The organism is Methylobacillus sp. MM3, assembly GCF_001645185.1.
GTDB lineage: Bacteria > Pseudomonadota > Gammaproteobacteria > Burkholderiales > Methylophilaceae > MM2.
In genome coordinates, this window is the sequence record NZ_LXTQ01000040.1 from 243742 (window position 1) to 260227 (window position 16486).

The 16486-nt window shown below is 56.9% G+C and carries 22 protein-coding genes; 20 read left to right on the forward strand and 2 right to left on the reverse strand.

The annotated features are described in order from the left end of the window. Positions 1-48: 48 nt before the first annotated feature. Complete coding sequence (locus tag A7976_RS11565) at positions 49-483, reverse strand: CBS domain-containing protein (RefSeq protein WP_067111827.1); 435 nt, start codon at positions 481-483, stop codon at positions 49-51. A 155-nt stretch (positions 484-638) separates the two neighbouring features. Here A7976_RS11565 and A7976_RS11570 point away from each other — a divergent pair, with 155 nt between their 5' ends. The 19 genes from A7976_RS11570 to rplS all read left to right on the forward strand — a co-directional run bounded on the left by A7976_RS11570 (position 639) and on the right by rplS (position 14140). Beyond that, entirely contained in the window at positions 639-1556 is a 918-nt protein-coding gene (locus A7976_RS11570) for a DMT family transporter (protein WP_067111830.1), read from the forward strand. Positions 1557-1607: 51 nt separating this feature from the next. Then, positions 1608-2333, forward strand: a complete 726-nt coding sequence (locus A7976_RS11575) for a YebC/PmpR family DNA-binding transcriptional regulator (protein ID WP_067111833.1) — start codon at positions 1608-1610, stop codon at positions 2331-2333. A gap of 67 nt (positions 2334-2400) precedes the next feature. After that, positions 2401-2922, forward strand: a complete 522-nt coding sequence (gene ruvC / locus A7976_RS11580; protein ID WP_067111836.1) for a crossover junction endodeoxyribonuclease RuvC — start codon at positions 2401-2403, stop codon at positions 2920-2922. Further along, positions 2919-3503 (forward strand): Holliday junction branch migration protein RuvA, encoded by a 585-nt coding sequence (ruvA, locus tag A7976_RS11585; RefSeq protein ID WP_067111839.1) that lies wholly within the window; start codon positions 2919-2921, stop codon positions 3501-3503. Before ruvC ends, ruvA begins: the two co-directional genes overlap by 4 nt. 8 nt (positions 3504-3511) lie before the next feature. Further along, positions 3512-4567, forward strand: a complete 1056-nt coding sequence (locus A7976_RS11590) for an AI-2E family transporter (RefSeq protein ID WP_067111842.1) — start codon at positions 3512-3514, stop codon at positions 4565-4567. Further along, positions 4564-5598, forward strand: coding sequence for a Holliday junction branch migration DNA helicase RuvB (gene ruvB, locus A7976_RS11595; protein ID WP_067111845.1), 1035 nt, complete (start codon positions 4564-4566; stop codon positions 5596-5598). The genes A7976_RS11590 and ruvB overlap by 4 nt, the downstream gene beginning before the upstream one ends. Beyond that, positions 5591-5986 (forward strand): tol-pal system-associated acyl-CoA thioesterase, encoded by a 396-nt coding sequence (ybgC, locus tag A7976_RS11600; RefSeq protein WP_067111848.1) that lies wholly within the window; start codon positions 5591-5593, stop codon positions 5984-5986. Before ruvB ends, ybgC begins: the two co-directional genes overlap by 8 nt. A gap of 22 nt (positions 5987-6008) precedes the next feature. Then, entirely contained in the window at positions 6009-6683 is a 675-nt protein-coding gene (gene tolQ / locus A7976_RS11605) for a protein TolQ (protein WP_067111851.1), read from the forward strand. Continuing rightward, positions 6683-7084, forward strand: coding sequence for a biopolymer transporter ExbD (locus A7976_RS11610; RefSeq protein ID WP_067111854.1), 402 nt, complete (start codon positions 6683-6685; stop codon positions 7082-7084). The genes tolQ and A7976_RS11610 overlap by 1 nt, the downstream gene beginning before the upstream one ends. Positions 7085-7093: 9 nt before the next feature. Further along, positions 7094-7891 carry a TonB C-terminal domain-containing protein gene (locus A7976_RS11615; RefSeq protein WP_067111857.1) on the forward strand — a complete coding sequence of 266 codons (798 nt, stop codon included), beginning with the start codon at positions 7094-7096 and terminating at the stop codon, positions 7889-7891. A gap of 39 nt (positions 7892-7930) precedes the next feature. Then, positions 7931-9208, forward strand: a complete 1278-nt coding sequence (gene tolB, locus A7976_RS11620; protein ID WP_067111860.1) for a Tol-Pal system beta propeller repeat protein TolB — start codon at positions 7931-7933, stop codon at positions 9206-9208. 26 nt (positions 9209-9234) lie between these two features. Beyond that, positions 9235-9792 carry a peptidoglycan-associated lipoprotein Pal gene (gene pal / locus A7976_RS11625; protein ID WP_067111863.1) on the forward strand — a complete coding sequence of 186 codons (558 nt, stop codon included), beginning with the start codon at positions 9235-9237 and terminating at the stop codon, positions 9790-9792. A 3-nt stretch (positions 9793-9795) separates the two neighbouring features. Next, entirely contained in the window at positions 9796-10635 is an 840-nt protein-coding gene (ybgF, locus tag A7976_RS11630) for a tol-pal system protein YbgF (RefSeq protein WP_067111866.1), read from the forward strand. A gap of 18 nt (positions 10636-10653) precedes the next feature. Further along, positions 10654-11289: a 7-carboxy-7-deazaguanine synthase QueE gene (gene queE, locus A7976_RS11635; RefSeq protein ID WP_067111869.1), complete on the forward strand. Its 636-nt coding sequence runs from the start codon at positions 10654-10656 to the stop codon at positions 11287-11289. Between the two features lie 127 nt (positions 11290-11416). Then, positions 11417-12127: a 7-cyano-7-deazaguanine synthase QueC gene (gene queC, locus A7976_RS11640; protein ID WP_067111872.1), complete on the forward strand. Its 711-nt coding sequence runs from the start codon at positions 11417-11419 to the stop codon at positions 12125-12127. An 82-nt stretch (positions 12128-12209) separates the two neighbouring features. Then, positions 12210-12458, forward strand: coding sequence for a 30S ribosomal protein S16 (gene rpsP / locus A7976_RS11645; protein ID WP_067111876.1), 249 nt, complete (start codon positions 12210-12212; stop codon positions 12456-12458). Positions 12459-12496: 38 nt separating this feature from the next. Beyond that, complete coding sequence (rimM, locus tag A7976_RS11650) at positions 12497-12976, forward strand: ribosome maturation factor RimM (protein WP_067112078.1); 480 nt, start codon at positions 12497-12499, stop codon at positions 12974-12976. Between the two features lie 8 nt (positions 12977-12984). Further along, on the forward strand, positions 12985-13743 hold the full coding sequence (gene trmD / locus A7976_RS11655) for a tRNA (guanosine(37)-N1)-methyltransferase TrmD (protein WP_067111879.1): 759 nt from the start codon (positions 12985-12987) through the stop codon (positions 13741-13743). 13 nt (positions 13744-13756) lie between these two features. After that, a complete protein-coding gene (gene rplS, locus A7976_RS11660; protein WP_067111882.1) occupies positions 13757-14140 on the forward strand; it encodes a 50S ribosomal protein L19 in 384 nt (127 codons plus the stop codon). Between the two features lie 111 nt (positions 14141-14251). Here the strand turns inward: rplS and mnmH are convergent, their stop codons facing one another. Next, the gene (mnmH, locus tag A7976_RS11665; RefSeq protein ID WP_067111885.1) at positions 14252-15316 is read right to left on the reverse strand and encodes a tRNA 2-selenouridine(34) synthase MnmH; all 1065 of its coding nucleotides are present in this window, start codon (positions 15314-15316) and stop codon (positions 14252-14254) included. 102 nt (positions 15317-15418) lie between these two features. Between mnmH and selD the strand changes: the two genes are divergently transcribed. Then, complete coding sequence (selD, locus tag A7976_RS11670; protein WP_067111888.1) at positions 15419-16462, forward strand: selenide, water dikinase SelD; 1044 nt, start codon at positions 15419-15421, stop codon at positions 16460-16462. The last annotated feature ends 24 nt before the right edge of the window (positions 16463-16486 follow it).

Sequence of the window (16486 nt, forward strand, 5' to 3'; positions counted from 1 at the left end):
CTCAAGTAAGCCGGGCCGGTGCAGGCGAGACGCCTGCGCTACCGAGAGTTAGCTGTGAATGTAGCTTTCCAGCTGCTTGATCAGGAACTGCTGATACTCAATGGTGGCCTTGACCAGGTCACCGATGGAGAGCACGCCAATGACTTTGCCTTCCTCCAGTACCGGCAAATGGCGAATGCGCTTGTCAGTGACCAGGTTCAGGCATTCCTCGACCGTCTGGCCCGGATTCACGGTAATCAGCAAGGTGCCCGGCGTCATGATTTCCTTGATCGGTGTGTCCTTCGATGACTTGCCCTTGAGCACGACATTGCGCGCATAGTCGCGTTCGGAAAAAATGCCGACCAGGCGATCTTCGTCCATGACGAGAAGTGCGCCGATATGTTTCTCGGCCATGATGACCAAAGCTTCGTACACCGTTGCATCGGATGAAACCGACAGAGTGGGGCCGCCTTTGGCGTCCAGCAGTTGCCGCACGGTTTTCATGATTTCTCCTCAGTGCTGTTATACGTTGTTGAGAAAGTATTACTCCTTTTAAGAGAAATGCAAACAGGCACGAGATGACTTTTCCGAAATATGCCGGCGGCATGAATATAATGTCGCTTCCGGCATCGCCATCACTTTAATTTTCAGCCAATCCAATGAAAATGTTCGCTTCCCAGCAAGTTCGCGCTTTCGCTGCGCTCATGGTGCTCGCCCTGGTCTGGGGTTATAACTGGGTAGTCATGAAAGTCGCGTTGGAATATTCGACGGCATCGCAATTTGCGGCGATGCGAACATTCGGCGGCGGATTGTTTTTGCTGATGCTTATGGCTGCGATGCGCAGGCCGCTAAAGCCGCGAGAAGTGCCTAGCACCATCGTGCTGGGTTTGTTGCAGACGACCGGATTTACGGGTTTTATCATCTGGGCGCTGGTGCAGGGCGCAGCGGGGAAAACATCGGTGCTGTCATTCACGATGCCTTTCTGGGTGTTGCTGCTCGCCTGGCCGGTGTTGGGCGAGCGCATCCGGGGCATGCAATGGCTCGCTGTGTTGTTGGCCCTGGCCGGCCTGGTTTTCATACTGCAACCCTGGCATTTGCACGGCAGCCTTGTAAGCATGGGATTGGCAGTGATGGCGGGGATCAGCTGGGCGCTTTCCGTGATTTTCCACAAAAAGCTGACCCAGCGCGTTCCCGATCTCGATCTGCTTTCGTTTACCGCTTGGCAAATGCTGTTTGGCTCCATTCCTATTGTACTTTTCGCATTGGGCGATATCGGCAAGCCCATTGACTGGAATCCCACTTATATCGGAGCGATCGTTTTCAGCGTGCTGCTGGCAAATGCGCTTGGCTGGATGGCCTGGCTCTATGCGTTGCAGCGTTTGCCGGCTGGGGTGGCGAGCATGACTTCGATGCTGATACCGGTGATTGCAGTGTTGTCAGCCTGGCTGCAATTGGGCGAACGCCCATCGCCGGTGGAGGCGCTTGGCATGGCGATGATCATCGGCGCGCTGCTGGTGATCTCCTGGATCAGTATCCGGCGCCATCTGCAAGTGGATGCGGCAATGGGCCAGGATTAGCGTGTGGTAGAATTCGGCTGATTTTCAGGTAATTATTGAGGATTTCGAAAAATGGCAGGGCATAGCAAATGGGCCAATATTCAGCATCGTAAAGGCCGTCAGGACGCCAAGCGTGGGAAGATATTCACACGCTTGATCAAGGAAATCACCGTGGCGGCCAAACTCGGCGGCGGCGATCCGGCGATCAATCCGCGTTTGCGCATGGCTATCGACAAGGCCAAGGCTGAATCCATGCCCAAGGATAATATCGAGAACGCGGTCAAGCGCGGCTCGGGCCAGCTCGAAGGCGTCAACTACGAAGAGCTCCGTTATGAAGGCTACGGCATCAACGGCGCCGCAGTCATGGTCGATTGCATGACCGACAACAAGACCCGTACGGTGGCCGATGTGCGCCACGCGTTCAGCAAATTCGGTGGCAACCTCGGCACCGACGGTTCGGTTGCTTTCATGTTCAGGCACTGCGGCACCCTGCTGTTTGCGCCCGGCGCGGACGAGGACAAAATCATGGAAGCCGCGCTGGAAGCCGGTGCGGACGATGTGATTACCAATGATGATGGCAGTATCGAGGTGATTACCGCACCAAACGATTTTGACGCGGTGAAAACGGCGCTGGAAGCCGCTGGCCTCAAGGCGGAAATGGCGGAAGTGACCATGAAGGCGGGCACGGAAACCGTGCTGACCGGCGACGAAGCGGTGCGAATGCAAAAGCTGCTGGACGCGCTGGACGATTTGGACGATGTGCAGGAAGTTTATACCTCTGCGGTAATCGAAGAATAAATGCCAGGCGCCGAGATATTGGCGCTGCGGTGCAGAAAGCAGGCCCGCTTGGGACGGAAAGGCAGGGATGCGCATTCTAGGGATAGACCCGGGCCTCCAGATCACGGGCTTCGGCGTGATCGAAAAAACGGGCGAAAAACTGGCCTACATTGCCAGCGGCACCGTCAAGACCGGTTCGGGTGGTGAATTGCCTGGTCGGCTCAAGGTCATACTGGACGGCCTTGCTGAAGTCATTGCTACCTATCAACCCGAGCAGGTCGCTATCGAAAAAGTGTTCGTCAATGTGAATCCGCAATCGACCTTGCTGCTGGGACAGGCGCGCGGCGCGGCGATTTCCGCTGCGGTGCTGCGCGATCTCCCGGTCGCGGAATATACGGCGTTGCAGGTGAAGCAATCCGTCGTCGGCAATGGACATGCAGCCAAGGAGCAGGTGCAGGAAATGGTCAAGCGGCTGCTGAAGCTGCCGGCGATTCCCAAGCCGGATTCGGCCGATGCGCTGGCCTGTGCGATTTGTCATGCGCATGGTGGGCAGGGGCTGGGCAAGCTGGCGACAGCGGGATTCAGAGTAAAAGGCGGGAGGCTGGTGTGATTGGACGTCTGACGGGCGTATTGCTGGAAAAAAATCCTCCCCAGGTGCTGGTGGATGTGAGTGGCGTCGGCTATGAGGTCGAAGTGCCGATGAGTACCTTTTACAACCTGCCGCAGACCGGCGAGCGCGTTACCTTGCACACGCAGTTTATCGTGCGCGAAGACGCGCAGCTGCTGTACGGTTTTGCCACCGATCGCGAGCGCGCGACCTTTCGCCAGTTGCTCAAGGTGAACGGCATCGGCGCCAAATCCGCGCTGGGCATACTCTCCGGCCTGTCGGTAGAGGATCTGGCCCAGGCTATCACCTTGCAGGAACCCAGCCTGCTGACACGCATTCCCGGCATCGGCAAGAAAACTGCCGAGCGTCTGTTGCTTGAGCTGAAAGACAAGCTTGGTTTTGAGGCGTCCCTGCCGTCCGCTGGCGGCGCTTCGGCTTCAAATGGCGGCCATGACACCTTGAATGCCTTGCTTGCCCTCGGCTACAACGAACGCGAAGCGCTGGCCGCGGTAAAGCAGCTTCCCGCCGATATTTCCGTGTCGGATGGCATTCGTCAGGCATTGAAAACCCTGTCCCGGGCCTGACTGAGTATATGATCAATACCGGCCAACTTGCCCGCATCACCCTGGTCACTTTCCTGATTGTTGGCGGGTTCCTTGTGCTGGAACCTTTCATGACCGCCATTCTGTTTGCAGCGGTTATCTGCGTTTCCACCTGGTCGTTCTACCAGGGCCTGTGGGTGCGATTGGGCCGCAGGGATATGCTCGCGGCTGCCGTGATGACCTTGCTGCTGCTGGTTGCATTGATAGTACCGATGGCTTATCTGGCGGCGAATCTGGCCGATTCGGCGACGGCCTTGTTTGAGCATTTGCGGCCGAAGTTCGAGCACCCCAACCCGTTTGCGCCGGAATGGCTGCGGAATCTGCCGTTGATCGGCGAATCGCTCGGCAGTTTCTGGCAGAGGATGGCAACCAGTCAGGGCGAATTTGTACGCTGGCTGAGCCAGTACAAGGATCCCGCGCGCGAGCTTGCCCTGCGTGGTGCGCAAGGGGTCGGTGCGGGCCTGATGCAGTTGATATTGGTGGTTGTGGTTGCATTCTTTTTCTATCGCGACGGCGCGAAGCTGTCGGAAAACCTGGTGATTGTTGCGCGCAAGTTGGGCGATGATCTGGGCATAAAAATGCTGGATTTGTCAGGCGGCACGGTCAAGGCGGTAATGCTGGGCATCTTCGGCACTGCCGTAGCGCAGTCCGTTGTTGCCTGGCTGGGCTTCATGATCGCCGGCGCGCCGGCGCCATTGCTGCTGGCGACGGCTACTTTTTTCCTGTCCATGATACCGGTCGGGCCTCCGCTGATATGGGGCGGTGCGGCGTTGTGGCTGTTTAATCAAGGTGAGATAGGCTGGGCAATTTTCCTGATTGTGTATGGCGTATTTGCCATCAGCAGCGTGGATAACATTGTCAAACCTATCCTGATCAGCCATTCGGCAAAGCTGCCATTGCTGCTCATCATTCTGGGGATTCTGGGTGGGGCCATTGCATTCGGCCTGATCGGTATCTTTCTTGGGCCGACACTGCTCGCATTGGGTTTGAAGCTGATCCAGCATTGGATAGCAGCGCAGCAGCAAAAAATAGTGGAAGCGCCATGATAGAAACTGACCGTCTAATCGCCGCCGAACCCATGGGGCGGGAAGAAGAGGCCCTGGAGCGTGCGCTGCGCCCCAAGGTGCTGGATGAATATATCGGTCAGGAGAAGGCGCGCGGCCAACTGGAAATTTTCATCAATGCCGCACGCGGACGCTCCGAAGCGCTTGATCATGTGCTGCTGTTCGGCCCGCCGGGACTGGGCAAGACCACGCTCGCACACATTGTTGCCCGCGAGATGGGCGTCAATATGCGCCAGACTTCCGGCCCGGTTCTCGAGCGCGCAGGCGACCTTGCCGCGTTGCTGACCAACCTGGAGCCGAACGATGTTCTATTTATCGACGAAATTCACCGCCTATCGCCAGTCGTTGAGGAAATCCTGTATCCGGCGATGGAGGATTACCGTCTCGATATCATGATAGGCGAAGGGCCGTCCGCCCGCTCGGTGCGGCTCGACCTGCCGCCGTTCACGCTGGTCGGGGCCACGACGCGCGCTGGCATGCTGACCAATCCACTGCGCGACCGCTTCGGCATTGTGGCGCGGCTGGAGTTTTATACGCCGGAAGAATTGGGACGTATCGTTCACCGTTCGGCGAATTTGCTCGACGTGGTGATGGAAGAAACGGGCGCGCTGGAAATCGCGCGACGGTCACGCGGCACGCCGCGTATCGCCAACCGCCTGCTGCGCCGCGTGCGCGATTATGCGCAGGTGAAGGGTAATGGCGTGGTTTCCGCGGATATTGCCGATGCGGCGCTCAAGATGCTCGATGTGGACAAGCTGGGTTTTGACGTCATGGATCGGAAGTTGCTGCTGGCGGTGCTGGAGAAATTCGGCGGCGGCCCAGTCGGCCTGGATAATCTTGCCGCCGCCATCGGCGAGGAACGCGACACCATCGAAGACGTGCTGGAGCCCTACATGATCCAGCAAGGCTACCTGATGCGCACGCCGCGCGGCCGGATTGCGACGCAACTCGCCTATCAGCATTTCGGGCTGGCGACCCCATCTCATCTGGGCGGTCAGCTGTTCGATGAATAAATTTGTCTGGCCGGTGCGTGTCTATTATGAGGACACCGATGGCGGCGGCGTGGTTTATCACGCCAACTACCTCAAATTCATGGAACGCGCCCGCACCGAATGGCTGCGCAGCCTGGGTTTCGAGCAGATCGCGCTGCGTAATGATCCGGGTGTCCTATTTGTCGTACGCGAAGTCCGTTTAAAATACAGGAAGCCCGCATGTTTCGACGATGCGTTGAGTGTCGTGACCGAACTGTCGAGTTCCGGGCGCAGCCTGCTGGAGTTCGGGCAGACGATACTGCGCGGCGAGGAAATCCTGACCGAAGCCAAGGTAGAGGTCGTTTGTGTGGATGCGGAGCGTTTCAAGCCGGTGGCGATTCCTCCTGTTATTCGAGAAAAACTAGTATGAACAAACCCAATATGGAGTTCCAATGAATCTATCCCATGATATGTCGCTGATCAGTCTGGTTACCGGAGCCACGGTTCCGGTGCAGATCGTGATGGCCTTGCTGCTGCTGGCTTCGCTGGTCTCATGGTGGTACATCTTTCTGAAAATGTTCACGATCAAGCGCGCCGCAGACGAGGCCGATACGTTCGAGCGCGCTTTCTGGAGCGGTGGTGATCTCAACAAGCTTTACGAAGGCGTTTCCACCGGCCGCCGTCGTGCGCGCGGCATGGCCAGCATTTTCGAGGCAGGCTTTAAGGAATACGCGCGCCACAAGCGTCAGGGCGGCATGGAGGTCAGCGACATCATGGAAGGCTCGCGTCGCGCGATGCGCGCTGCGTTCAATCGCGAGATGGATGACATGGATGCGCATTTGCCCTTTCTGGCCTCTGTCGGTTCGGTCACGCCTTACGTCGGCCTGCTCGGTACGGTGTGGGGCATCATGAATTCCTTCCGCGGCCTCGCCAATGTGGCGCAGGCCACGCTGGCGCACGTTGCGCCCGGCATTTCCGAGGCGCTGATCGCGACCGCGATGGGTCTCTTCGCAGCCATTCCCGCGGTGATCGCCTATAACCGGTTTGCCGCCAATGTCGACCGGCTGGCGGTGCGCTACGAAAGCTTTATCGAGGAATTTTCCAACATCCTGCAGAGGAAAGCCTGATGGCACGCGGAAGACGCTCCCGCCGCCTGATGAACCAGATCAACGTCGTGCCCTATATCGACGTGACGCTGGTGCTGCTGATCATTTTCATGATCACCGCGCCGATGACGAACCCCGGCGTGGTGGAGTTGCCCCAGGTCGGGCAGGCATTGAAGCAGACCGCCTCGCCGCTGGTGGTGACACTCAAGGCCAACAAGTCGCTGGAGCTCGATGGCAAGCCGATGGAGCGGGGCGAAATGCTGCTGGCCATTCGTCAGAAAACCGAAGGCAAGCCGGAACAGTCCGTGGTGATCGCGGCCGACAAAAGCGTGCGGTATGAGGATGTGGTCAGCGTCATGGATCTGTTGAAGCAAAACAAGGTGGAAAAGGTCGGGTTGCTGCTGAAGCCGGCCCCGGGCTGATCGACTGCAATGATACGCAAGCACGAAAATTCGCTGGCTTTAAAGGCCGGAGTTCTGGCTTTGGTGGTTCACCTGATGTTTTTCCTGATTCTGGTGATGAGCTTCGACTGGAAAAGCGAAACGCCATTGCAGGTGACGGAGGTAGAGCTATGGGACAGCCTGCCTGCACCCAAGGTCACGCCGCCACCGCCTACTCCCGAGCCGCCAAAGCCTGAGCCCGAAGTCGAGCCGACGCCTGAGCCTCCACCGCCTCCGCCTGAGCCCAAGGCCGAAATCGTGGTGAAGGAAAAACCGAAGCCCGAACCCGAGAAGAAAAAGGAAGAACCGCCCAAGCCCGATCCGGCGGAGCTCAAGAAAAAAGAGGAAGCGCTTAAAAAGAAGGCTGAAGAGAAACGTCAGAAGGAGATTCTGCGTAAATTGCAGCAAATGGATGACGAGCGTGCGGAAAATGCCTTGAGCGAAGATATGAAAAGCTTGGAGGCCGCGCGCAATGCAGAGCATGCACAAAAAGCCGCTGCGGCGTCTAGTGGGGTAGTGGCCGAATACCAAGCGCGAATTCGTAATAAGATTCATGGTTTGATGAACCGTCAGGCCTGCGGCGATGCGGTGTCGGAATACAAGATTTCCATCTTGCCGACCGGGCAGGTGGCAGGCACGCCCAAGCTTGAGAAAAGCAGCGGAATTCCAGCGTGCGACGATGCGGCCTTGCGCGCGATCATGCAGGCGCAACCACTGCCTTTGCCACCTGATCCCGAACTTTTCGCGAAATTTCGTGACTTAACAATACCTTTCAAGCCCGAGCAATGATCAGGGCGCCAATAACAACTTTTACTTTATAATTTGCCTATGTCACGCTATCTGTTCATTATTTTCTTCTGGTTGCTTGCGATGGTTCCTCCTGCCGCGCAAGCTGAACTTACCATTGAAATCGTCGGCGGAGCATCTCAACAAATCCCGATTGCGATTGTGCCGTTTTCACGGCCAGGTCAAACCGATGCGCTCACGCCCGTCATCGCTGCCGACCTGCAGCGAAGCGGGCTGTTTCGAACGCTCGAAACGCGCGGTGTGGCAAGTCAGCCGCATGATTTGGCCGAGGTGAAATACCCGGATTGGACCGCACTTCAGGCGCAGGCATTGGTGATCGGCAAGATCGAGCCGCTCGCCGGCGGCAAGCTCAAGGTTTCATTCCGCTTGCTGGATGTGCTCAAACAAACGCCGCTCGCCGGGCTGGAGTACGAGATTACGCCCGCGCAAATGCGCGGCACGGCGCACAAGATTGCCGATGTTATCTATGAAAAACTGACCGGCGAACGCGGCGTGTTTGCGACGCGCATCTCTTATGTAACCAAGAGCAAAGGCAACCGCTTTGTGTTGCAAGTGGCCGATTCGGACGGCGTCAATCCGCAGACCGTGCTTTCTTCGAAAGAGCCCATCATTTCGCCCACCTGGTCGCCGGACGGCACCAAGCTGGCCTATGTCTCCTTCGAGAAGAAGAAACCCATTATTTATGTGCAGTCGCTGACCTCCGGCCAGCGCTCGGTGTTAGCCAACTACAAGGGTAACAACAGTGCACCGGCATGGTCGCCGGATGGTAACCGGCTGGCAATCGTGCTGACTTATGGCGCGAATTCGCAGATTTATCTGATCAATGCGGATGGCACCGGCCTGAAGCAGTTGTCGCGCAGTCGAGGCATCGATACCGAGCCGGTCTGGTCGCCGGACGGCAAGTGGATTTATTTCACCTCTGATCGCGGTGGCAGCCCGCAAGTCTACAAAATGTCGACTTTAGGCGGTGAAGCGCAGCGCGTTACTTTCGAAGGCAGTTATAATGTCAGCCCTTACCTTTCCCCGGATGGGAAGCTGCTCACGTATGTGCGGCGCGAGAGTGGAAAGTTTCGCATAACGCAGCAGGATCTCACCAATGGACAGGTGCAGATTCTGAGCGATACCGCACAAGACGAATCACCAAGTTATGCTCCGAATGGGCGCCAGATTCTTTACGCTACCAATATGGGTGGCAAGGGAGTGCTTTCGGTTGTTTCTTCGGATGGCCGTACCAAGCAGCGTCTGAGCGAGGCGGGTGGCGATGTACGTGAACCTTCCTGGGGGCCGTGGGTAAACTAATTTTTTTAAACTAAAGGAGAAAAACCATGAATAAGAGTCTGATTGGCGTCATTGCGCTGGCGGTATTTTTGACTGCCTGTGCGGGCAAGAAGGTGAAGGAAGAACCGGCTGCTGCCGTGGAAGAGAAGAGCCCTGCAGCACAAGTGCAAGCTCCCGCGCCGGCCACTGGCATGGATGAATCTGCCAGCACTGCTTCGGCGGGCGCATCCGATGCTTCCGGCAATCCGCTGACCGACCCCAACAACATCCTGTCCAAGCGCAGCATTTACTTCGACTACGACAAGGATGAAGTCAAGGCCGAGTTCCGCCCGCTGGTCGAGGCACACGCCAAGTATCTGCAGCAGAATTCCAATGCCCGTTTGATGATTCAAGGCAACGCCGATGAGCGCGGCAGCCGTGAATACAATCTGTCGCTGGGTCAACGCCGTGCCGCTGCGGTCAAGAACGCGATGAACGTCTATGGTGCTTCCGACAACCAGATCGAAACGGTCAGCTATGGCGAAGAAAAGCAGCGTTGCGCTGAAGCCACCGAGGCTTGCTACGCTGAAAATCGTCGCGCCGACATCGTCTATTCCGGCGAGTAATCCATGCGTCTGCTGATTCCGTTTTTGCTGCTTTTTTTTAGTGTCGCGTCACACGCGGCACTGTTTGCCGACAACGATGCGCGCGACGAAATCGTCAAGTTGCGCAAATACGTCAAGGAAGAACAGGACAAGCGCATTACGGAATTGCAGGCCAAGCTGGATGCCTCCGAAAAATCACGCCAGGCGCTGGAAAAGCGTCTGGCGGATATGGAGTCCGGACAGAAATCGCAAATGATGGACTGGATGGGGCAGATCGACCGCCTTAACCTCGAAATCAGCCGGTTGCGCGGACAGCTTGAAGTCAATACGCATGAACTCGAGCAATCGCAACAACGTCAGCAACAGTTTTATACCGACCTGGATGCCCGCTTGCGCAAATTGGAGAGCGGCGTTACCGGGAATGTCGGGCCGACGCCCAATGCGATGCCTTCTGCAGCTGCGGTCGACTCCGTGGCCGAACTCAAGAATTATGAAGCGGCGCATGAGCTTTTCAAGGCGGGAAAATACAAGGAATCCGCCGAGGCATTCGATAAATTCGTTCAAGCCTACCCAAACAGCAAATACGCGCCCAGTGCGCAATACTGGATAGGCTATGCCAATTTTTCGCAAAAGAATTACAAGGCTGCCATTGCCAGCCAACAGGTGTTGATCCAGCGCTACCCCGACAATCAGAAAGTGCCGGATGCGATGTTCAACATCGCCAATAGCCAGATTCAACTGGCCGACCTCGATGCCGCAAAGCAGACGCTGCGCGCATTGCTGGACAAATACCCCAATAGCGACGCGGCTCCGCTTGCAAAAAAACGTTTGACCGTTCTCGAATCGGTCAAATCCAAGAATTAGCGTGAACACGCTCTAGCCGTGCTCAAGATCCACGAAATTTTCCACTCCCTTCAAGGGGAGTCGACGCGTGTCGGCTTGCCCACGGTTTTCGTTCGCCTGACGGGCTGCCCATTGCGTTGCGGTTATTGCGATACTGCCTATGCATTCCAGGGCGGCGAAAACATGACTCTGCAGCAGATACTGGAGCGCGTGGCTTCCTATGGTGCCCGTTATGTTACGGTGACCGGTGGAGAACCGCTGGCGCAAAAGCAATGCATTTCATTATTGAAGATGCTGTGTGATGCCGGCTACGATGTTTCCCTGGAGACGGGCGGCAGTCTCGATACCAGCCATGTCGATCCGCGCGTGTCGGTTATTCTGGACATCAAAACTCCAGGCTCCGGCGAGGTGCAGAAAAATCTCTGGACTAACCTGCAGCACCTGAAACCCACGGACGAAGTGAAGTTTGTGCTGTGTGGTCGCGAGGATTATGAATGGGCCAAGCGGGTGCTTGCCGACCAAGGCATTGCCGCTAAATGCACGGTGCTGTTTTCCCCGGTATACAGTCAACTGAATCCCACCGAGCTTGCCGAGTGGGTGCTGCAGGATCGCCTGCCGGTGCGTATGCAGGTGCAATTGCACAAAATCCTGTGGGGCGAGACTCCGGGCAAATGATTAGAGCCCGTACTTGGGGAAAACGAAAGATGCGTTGCGGTCATGCTTTACACACATGGCGTTGTTGCTCGCTGCTTATTTGGAATCACCAAACTGCGCGGTTCGCGCCGAGCCCTGTGTGTAAAGCATGACCGTCGCACATTCGTTTTCCCCAAGTACGGGCTCTAAAGCCGTCGTCCTGCTTTCCGGTGGGCTGGATTCCGCCACGGTGCTCGCCATTGCGCGCAGTGAAGGCTACGTCTGCTATTGCCTAAGCCTTGATTATCATCAGCGTCATATCGCGGAGCTGGGTGCAGCAAAACGTGTTGCGCAGGCGCTTGGAGCGGCGGAGCATCGCGTCGTGCAGTTCGATCTGTCGAATTTCGGCGGCTCCGCGCTGACCGATGACAAGATTGCCGTGCCCGAGTCGCCGAGCGAGGGTATTCCGGTCACTTACGTCCCCGCACGCAATACCATCATGCTTTCGCTTTCGCTGGCATGGGCGGAAGTATTGGGCGCGCAGGATATCTTCATTGGCGTCAATGCGCTGGATTACTCCGGCTACCCGGATTGCCGCAAGGAGTATGTCGACGCTTTCGAGCGCATGGCCAACCTTGCGACCAAGGCGGCGGTCGAAGGACATCGTTTAAAAGTACATGCGCCGCTCATCGACTTGAACAAGGCCGAGATCATTCAACGCGGACATGCGCTGGGTGTGGACTATGGAATTACGGTCTCCTGCTATCAGGCGGATAGTCAGGGAAATGCATGCGGTGTTTGCGATTCCTGCAGGTTCCGGCAAGCCGGATTTCGTGCTGCGGGCTTGCCTGATCCTACGCATTATCAGTCCGCAAAGTGATGGCCGGACATTGTCCTTGCCAACACTATAAAAAATAACGTAAAATCGCGCCCTTTCTGTTAATTTATCAAGAGACCAAATTATGGTGATCATTCGTCTCGCCCGTGGTGGCGCGAAGAAATCCCCCTTCTACAGCGTAGTCGTGGCCGATTCTCGCAACCGTCGCGATGGCCGTTTTATCGAGCGCGTAGGTTTTTACAATCCCATCGCCGGCGAAGGCCGCGAAGCATTGCGCTTGAATAGCGAGCGTATTGCTTACTGGCGCAGCAATGGCGCCCAGTTGTCCGACCGCGTCGCGCTGCTCGTCAAGCAAGCCGCCAAGGCTGCTTAAGCAAGTTGTCGCAATCGCCGCCTGAAGACCTGGTGGTGATGGGACGGGTGACCGTTCCGTACGGTGTCCGTGGCTGGGTCAACGTTCAACCCGATACCGAAATGCTGGACGGTCTGTTCGACTACCCGGTGTGGTGGATACAGGCCGATGGCGTCTGGCGCGAGTTTTCTGTCGAGGAAGTCAAAGTGCACGGCGATCATCTGGTTGCCAAGCTCGAAGGCGTTCTTGATCGCGATCAGGCGTTTCGGCTCAAGGGCAAGCCGATTGCGGTTCCGCGCGAGCAATTGCCGGAGCCCGACGAAGATGAATATTACTGGTCCGACCTGATCGGGCTGGAAGTAGAGAATCTGCAACAGCTTAACCTGGGCCGGATTACCGATGTGTTCGCAACAGGTGCAAACGATGTGATAGTGGTCAATGGCGAGCGTGAACGCCTGATCCCCTATACCGCGCAGGTTGTGCAGCAGGTTGATCTTGCCGCGAAGCGCATGGTCGTGGACTGGGATGCGGATTTTTGAGTCAGCCTTTGCAGTTTGACGTTATCACGTTGTTCCCGCCGATGTTCGAGGCGATTTCAGCACAGGGAGTCACTTCCCGCGCGCTGGAGAAAAAGATTTATCAATTGGCGTTGTGGAATCCCCGCGATTTCACGACCGACAATTACAAAACGGTGGATGATCGTCCCTACGGCGGAGGTCCCGGCATGGTCATGCTGGTGGAACCGCTAGAAAAAGCGATCAATGCCGCGAAGCAGCGGCAGCGCGAGACAGGAGTTGATAACCCGCGCGTGATTCACTTGTCGCCGCAAGGCCAGCCGCTGACTCACGAAAAGGTGATCAGTCTGGCGGCCGAGCCAGGACTGATACTGCTGGCAAGCCGCTACGAAGGCGTGGATGAACGATTGTTGCGCCGAGCGGTGGATGAAGAGATTTCAATAGGCGATTATGTACTGTCCGGCGGCGAACTACCGGCGATGGTGCTGATCGATGCGATAGTGCGGCAACTACCCGGTACGCTGGGCGATGCCGATTCGGCGGCCGAGGATTCCTTTGTGGATGGCCTGCTGGATTGCCCGCATTACACGCGACCTGAAGTATATGATGGCGAGCGGGTGCCGGACGTGTTGATGTCCGGCAACCACGCGCATATCAAGCGCTGGCGATTGAAACAATCGCTGGGGCGAACCCGGGACAAGCGCCCGGATTTACTGGCCGCAAGGCCGTTGACGAAAGAGGAATCTCGGCTGCTCGCAGAGTACGAGCAGGAACAAGATCTTCACAATTAAAAGGAACTGTGAAATGGCTAATATCATTCAAATGCTGGAGCAGGAAGAAATCGCCCGCCTCGGCAAGAACATTCCCGACTTCGCACCGGGCGATACTGTCATCGTCGGCGTGAATGTCGTGGAAGGCACCCGCAAGCGCGTTCAGGCATATGAAGGCGTTGTGATCGCCAAGCGTAACCGCGGCCTCAATTCTTCTTTCATCGTGCGCAAGATCTCCTCCGGCGAAGGTGTGGAACGTACTTTCCAGACCTACTCGCCGCTGATCGCCAGCATCGAAGTGAAGCGCCGCGGCGATGTGCGTCGCGCCAAGCTGTACTACCTCCGCGAGCGTTCCGGCAAGTCCGCACGCATCAAGGAAAAGCTGAAAACACGCGAAAAGGAAATCATCGCAGAGTAATCTCGATCCTCCTCGCGAAAACCCCACGCTCTACGGACGTGGGGTTTTTTTTATTGGTTGGTGCCAGCTTTTACGCTTATATCATGGCGTCCTGCATCGACGATGCTGCGACTAATTTTCTGACTCTGTAATTGCCTGGATCAAATGATTTGCCGTCCGGCTCAGGGTGACGCTATCCAGTTGCGACAATTGCACTGTTACGGCCAGTCCAAAATGGACGAAATGAGAGTGGGTTGATCGCTTGTAAGCCGGGTCATAGTGCAATTCCAGTAACTCGGTGACCAGCTGGCGCCATTCTTTCTGTTCCGTCAGTTGCCGCCAATGTTCCAATGTTTGCCTGCTATGCAGCGAGGCAAGCTGATCCAGTTTTTCGAGTAATACTCCCGGATGTTGCAGGAAGTGGTCGTAATCTTCCAGAAGTAATGTTGCGCGTGCGCTCAGCCCGGCATCCAGTTGTATGCAATCCGCATGTCGGATGCTGTGCAGCAAGCTATCGGGGAGCGAAAGTACGCCAATCTTGCGGCTTTCCGCTTCAGTGAAAACCGGATGTGCCGGGTCGAAATTACGCAACGTATTCCATAATCGGGTTTCAAATCCCTTTTGCGAAGGCTGAGGGGAGTCGGGCAGTCCACCTAATAGCGAACCGCGATGATTTGCGAGGTTTTCGAGATCGAGCACTTGCGCACCATATCCCGCCAGCGCTTGCAGCAAGCGACTTTTTCCGGAGCCCGTGGGGCCGCAGACGACGCGGAAGCGGAAGCGGGTCGGTAGGATCTGCAATTCGGCTCTGACGCGCTGCCGGTAAGCTTTGTAACCGCCTTCCAGTTGGCCGACCGACCAGCCGACCTGGCTCAGGATATGCGCCATGGCACCGCTGCGTTGCCCGCCGCGCCAGCAATAGACCAGCGGTCGCCAGCTCCTGGGTTTATCCATAAAGTGCTGTTCGATATGGGTCGCGATGTTGTGTGCGATCAGTGCAGCCCCGACTTTTCTGGCTTCGAACGGCGAAACCTGTGTGTATAGAGTGCCCACCTGCGCGCGCTGGGCGTTGTCCAGCACCGGCACATTGATGGCGCCGGGAATATGGTCTTCGGCAAACTCGGCAGGGGAACGGACATCCAGCAATTCATCGAATTCAAAGCATTGCGCGGCGTTGACGAGCTGGATTCTTGCCATGGAGGTTGAGCTGTTCGCTGAAGATGGGATGGAAGCGCTTATGTTAACATCGCCCCCGCAATGCAGGCAGGGCGGGTCGTCCGCATAAAAGGAAAGTATTGTATGAACACACCCATCAAATTGACGCAGTTTTCCCACGGCGGCGGTTGCGGTTGCAAGATCGCCCCGAACCTGCTGCAGGATATGCTGGCGAGTCTTCCCGTGCAGCCCTTGTATCCCAACCTGATGGTCGGCACGGAGTCCAGCGACGATGCGGCGGTATATCGGCTTAACGATAGCCAGGCAATCGTCGTTACGACCGATTTCTTCATGCCGATTGTGGACGATCCGATCGATTTCGGCCGTATCGCCGCGACCAATGCGCTGTCCGATATTTATGCGATGGGCGCATCCCCGATTCTGGCGCTGGCCATGGTCGGCATGCCGATGGACAAGCTGCCGCTGAAGGTTGTACAAGGCATACTTGAAGGTGGCGCGTCCGTTTGCGCGACAGCGGGCATTCCGATTGCAGGCGGACATTCGATTGACGCACCGGAGCCGATCTATGGATTGGTCGTGGTCGGCGTGGCGCATCCGGATCATATCAAGCGTAACGTTGGCGCCCGCGAAGGCGACGTGCTGATCCTGGGCAAGCCGCTGGGGATCGGGGTGCTCAGCGCCGCGATGAAGAAGGGGGCGCTCGATAGTGAAGGCTATCGCCAGATGGTGGAAACCGCCACGCAACTGAATGCCGTCGGCGAAGTATTGGGCAAGCGCGACGATGTGCATGCCCTGACTGACGTCACCGGCTTTGCCCTGCTGGGGCATTTGCTGGAAATCTGCCGCGGTTCCGGGCTTGCGGCAGAACTGCGCTTTGCCGATGTTCCCGTGCTGCCGGCGGCAGCAACGTTGGCGCAGGCGGGCTTTGCCACGGGCGCGGCGGCCCGCAACTGGGCGAGCTATGGGAATGAAGTGACGTTGCCCGCAGGGATGCCGGAATGGCAACAAAAACTATTGTGCGATCCGCAGACGAGCGGTGGATTGCTGGCAGCTTGCGCGCCGCAGAGTGCGCATGAAGTGCTGCAATTGTTCCGGAATGCGGGGTTCCAGCAAGCGGCGATCATCGGCACCATGCAGGCAGATAGTCCGAGTGTGCGTGTCATTTAGCCGACAGAAATATCGAATGGAGTA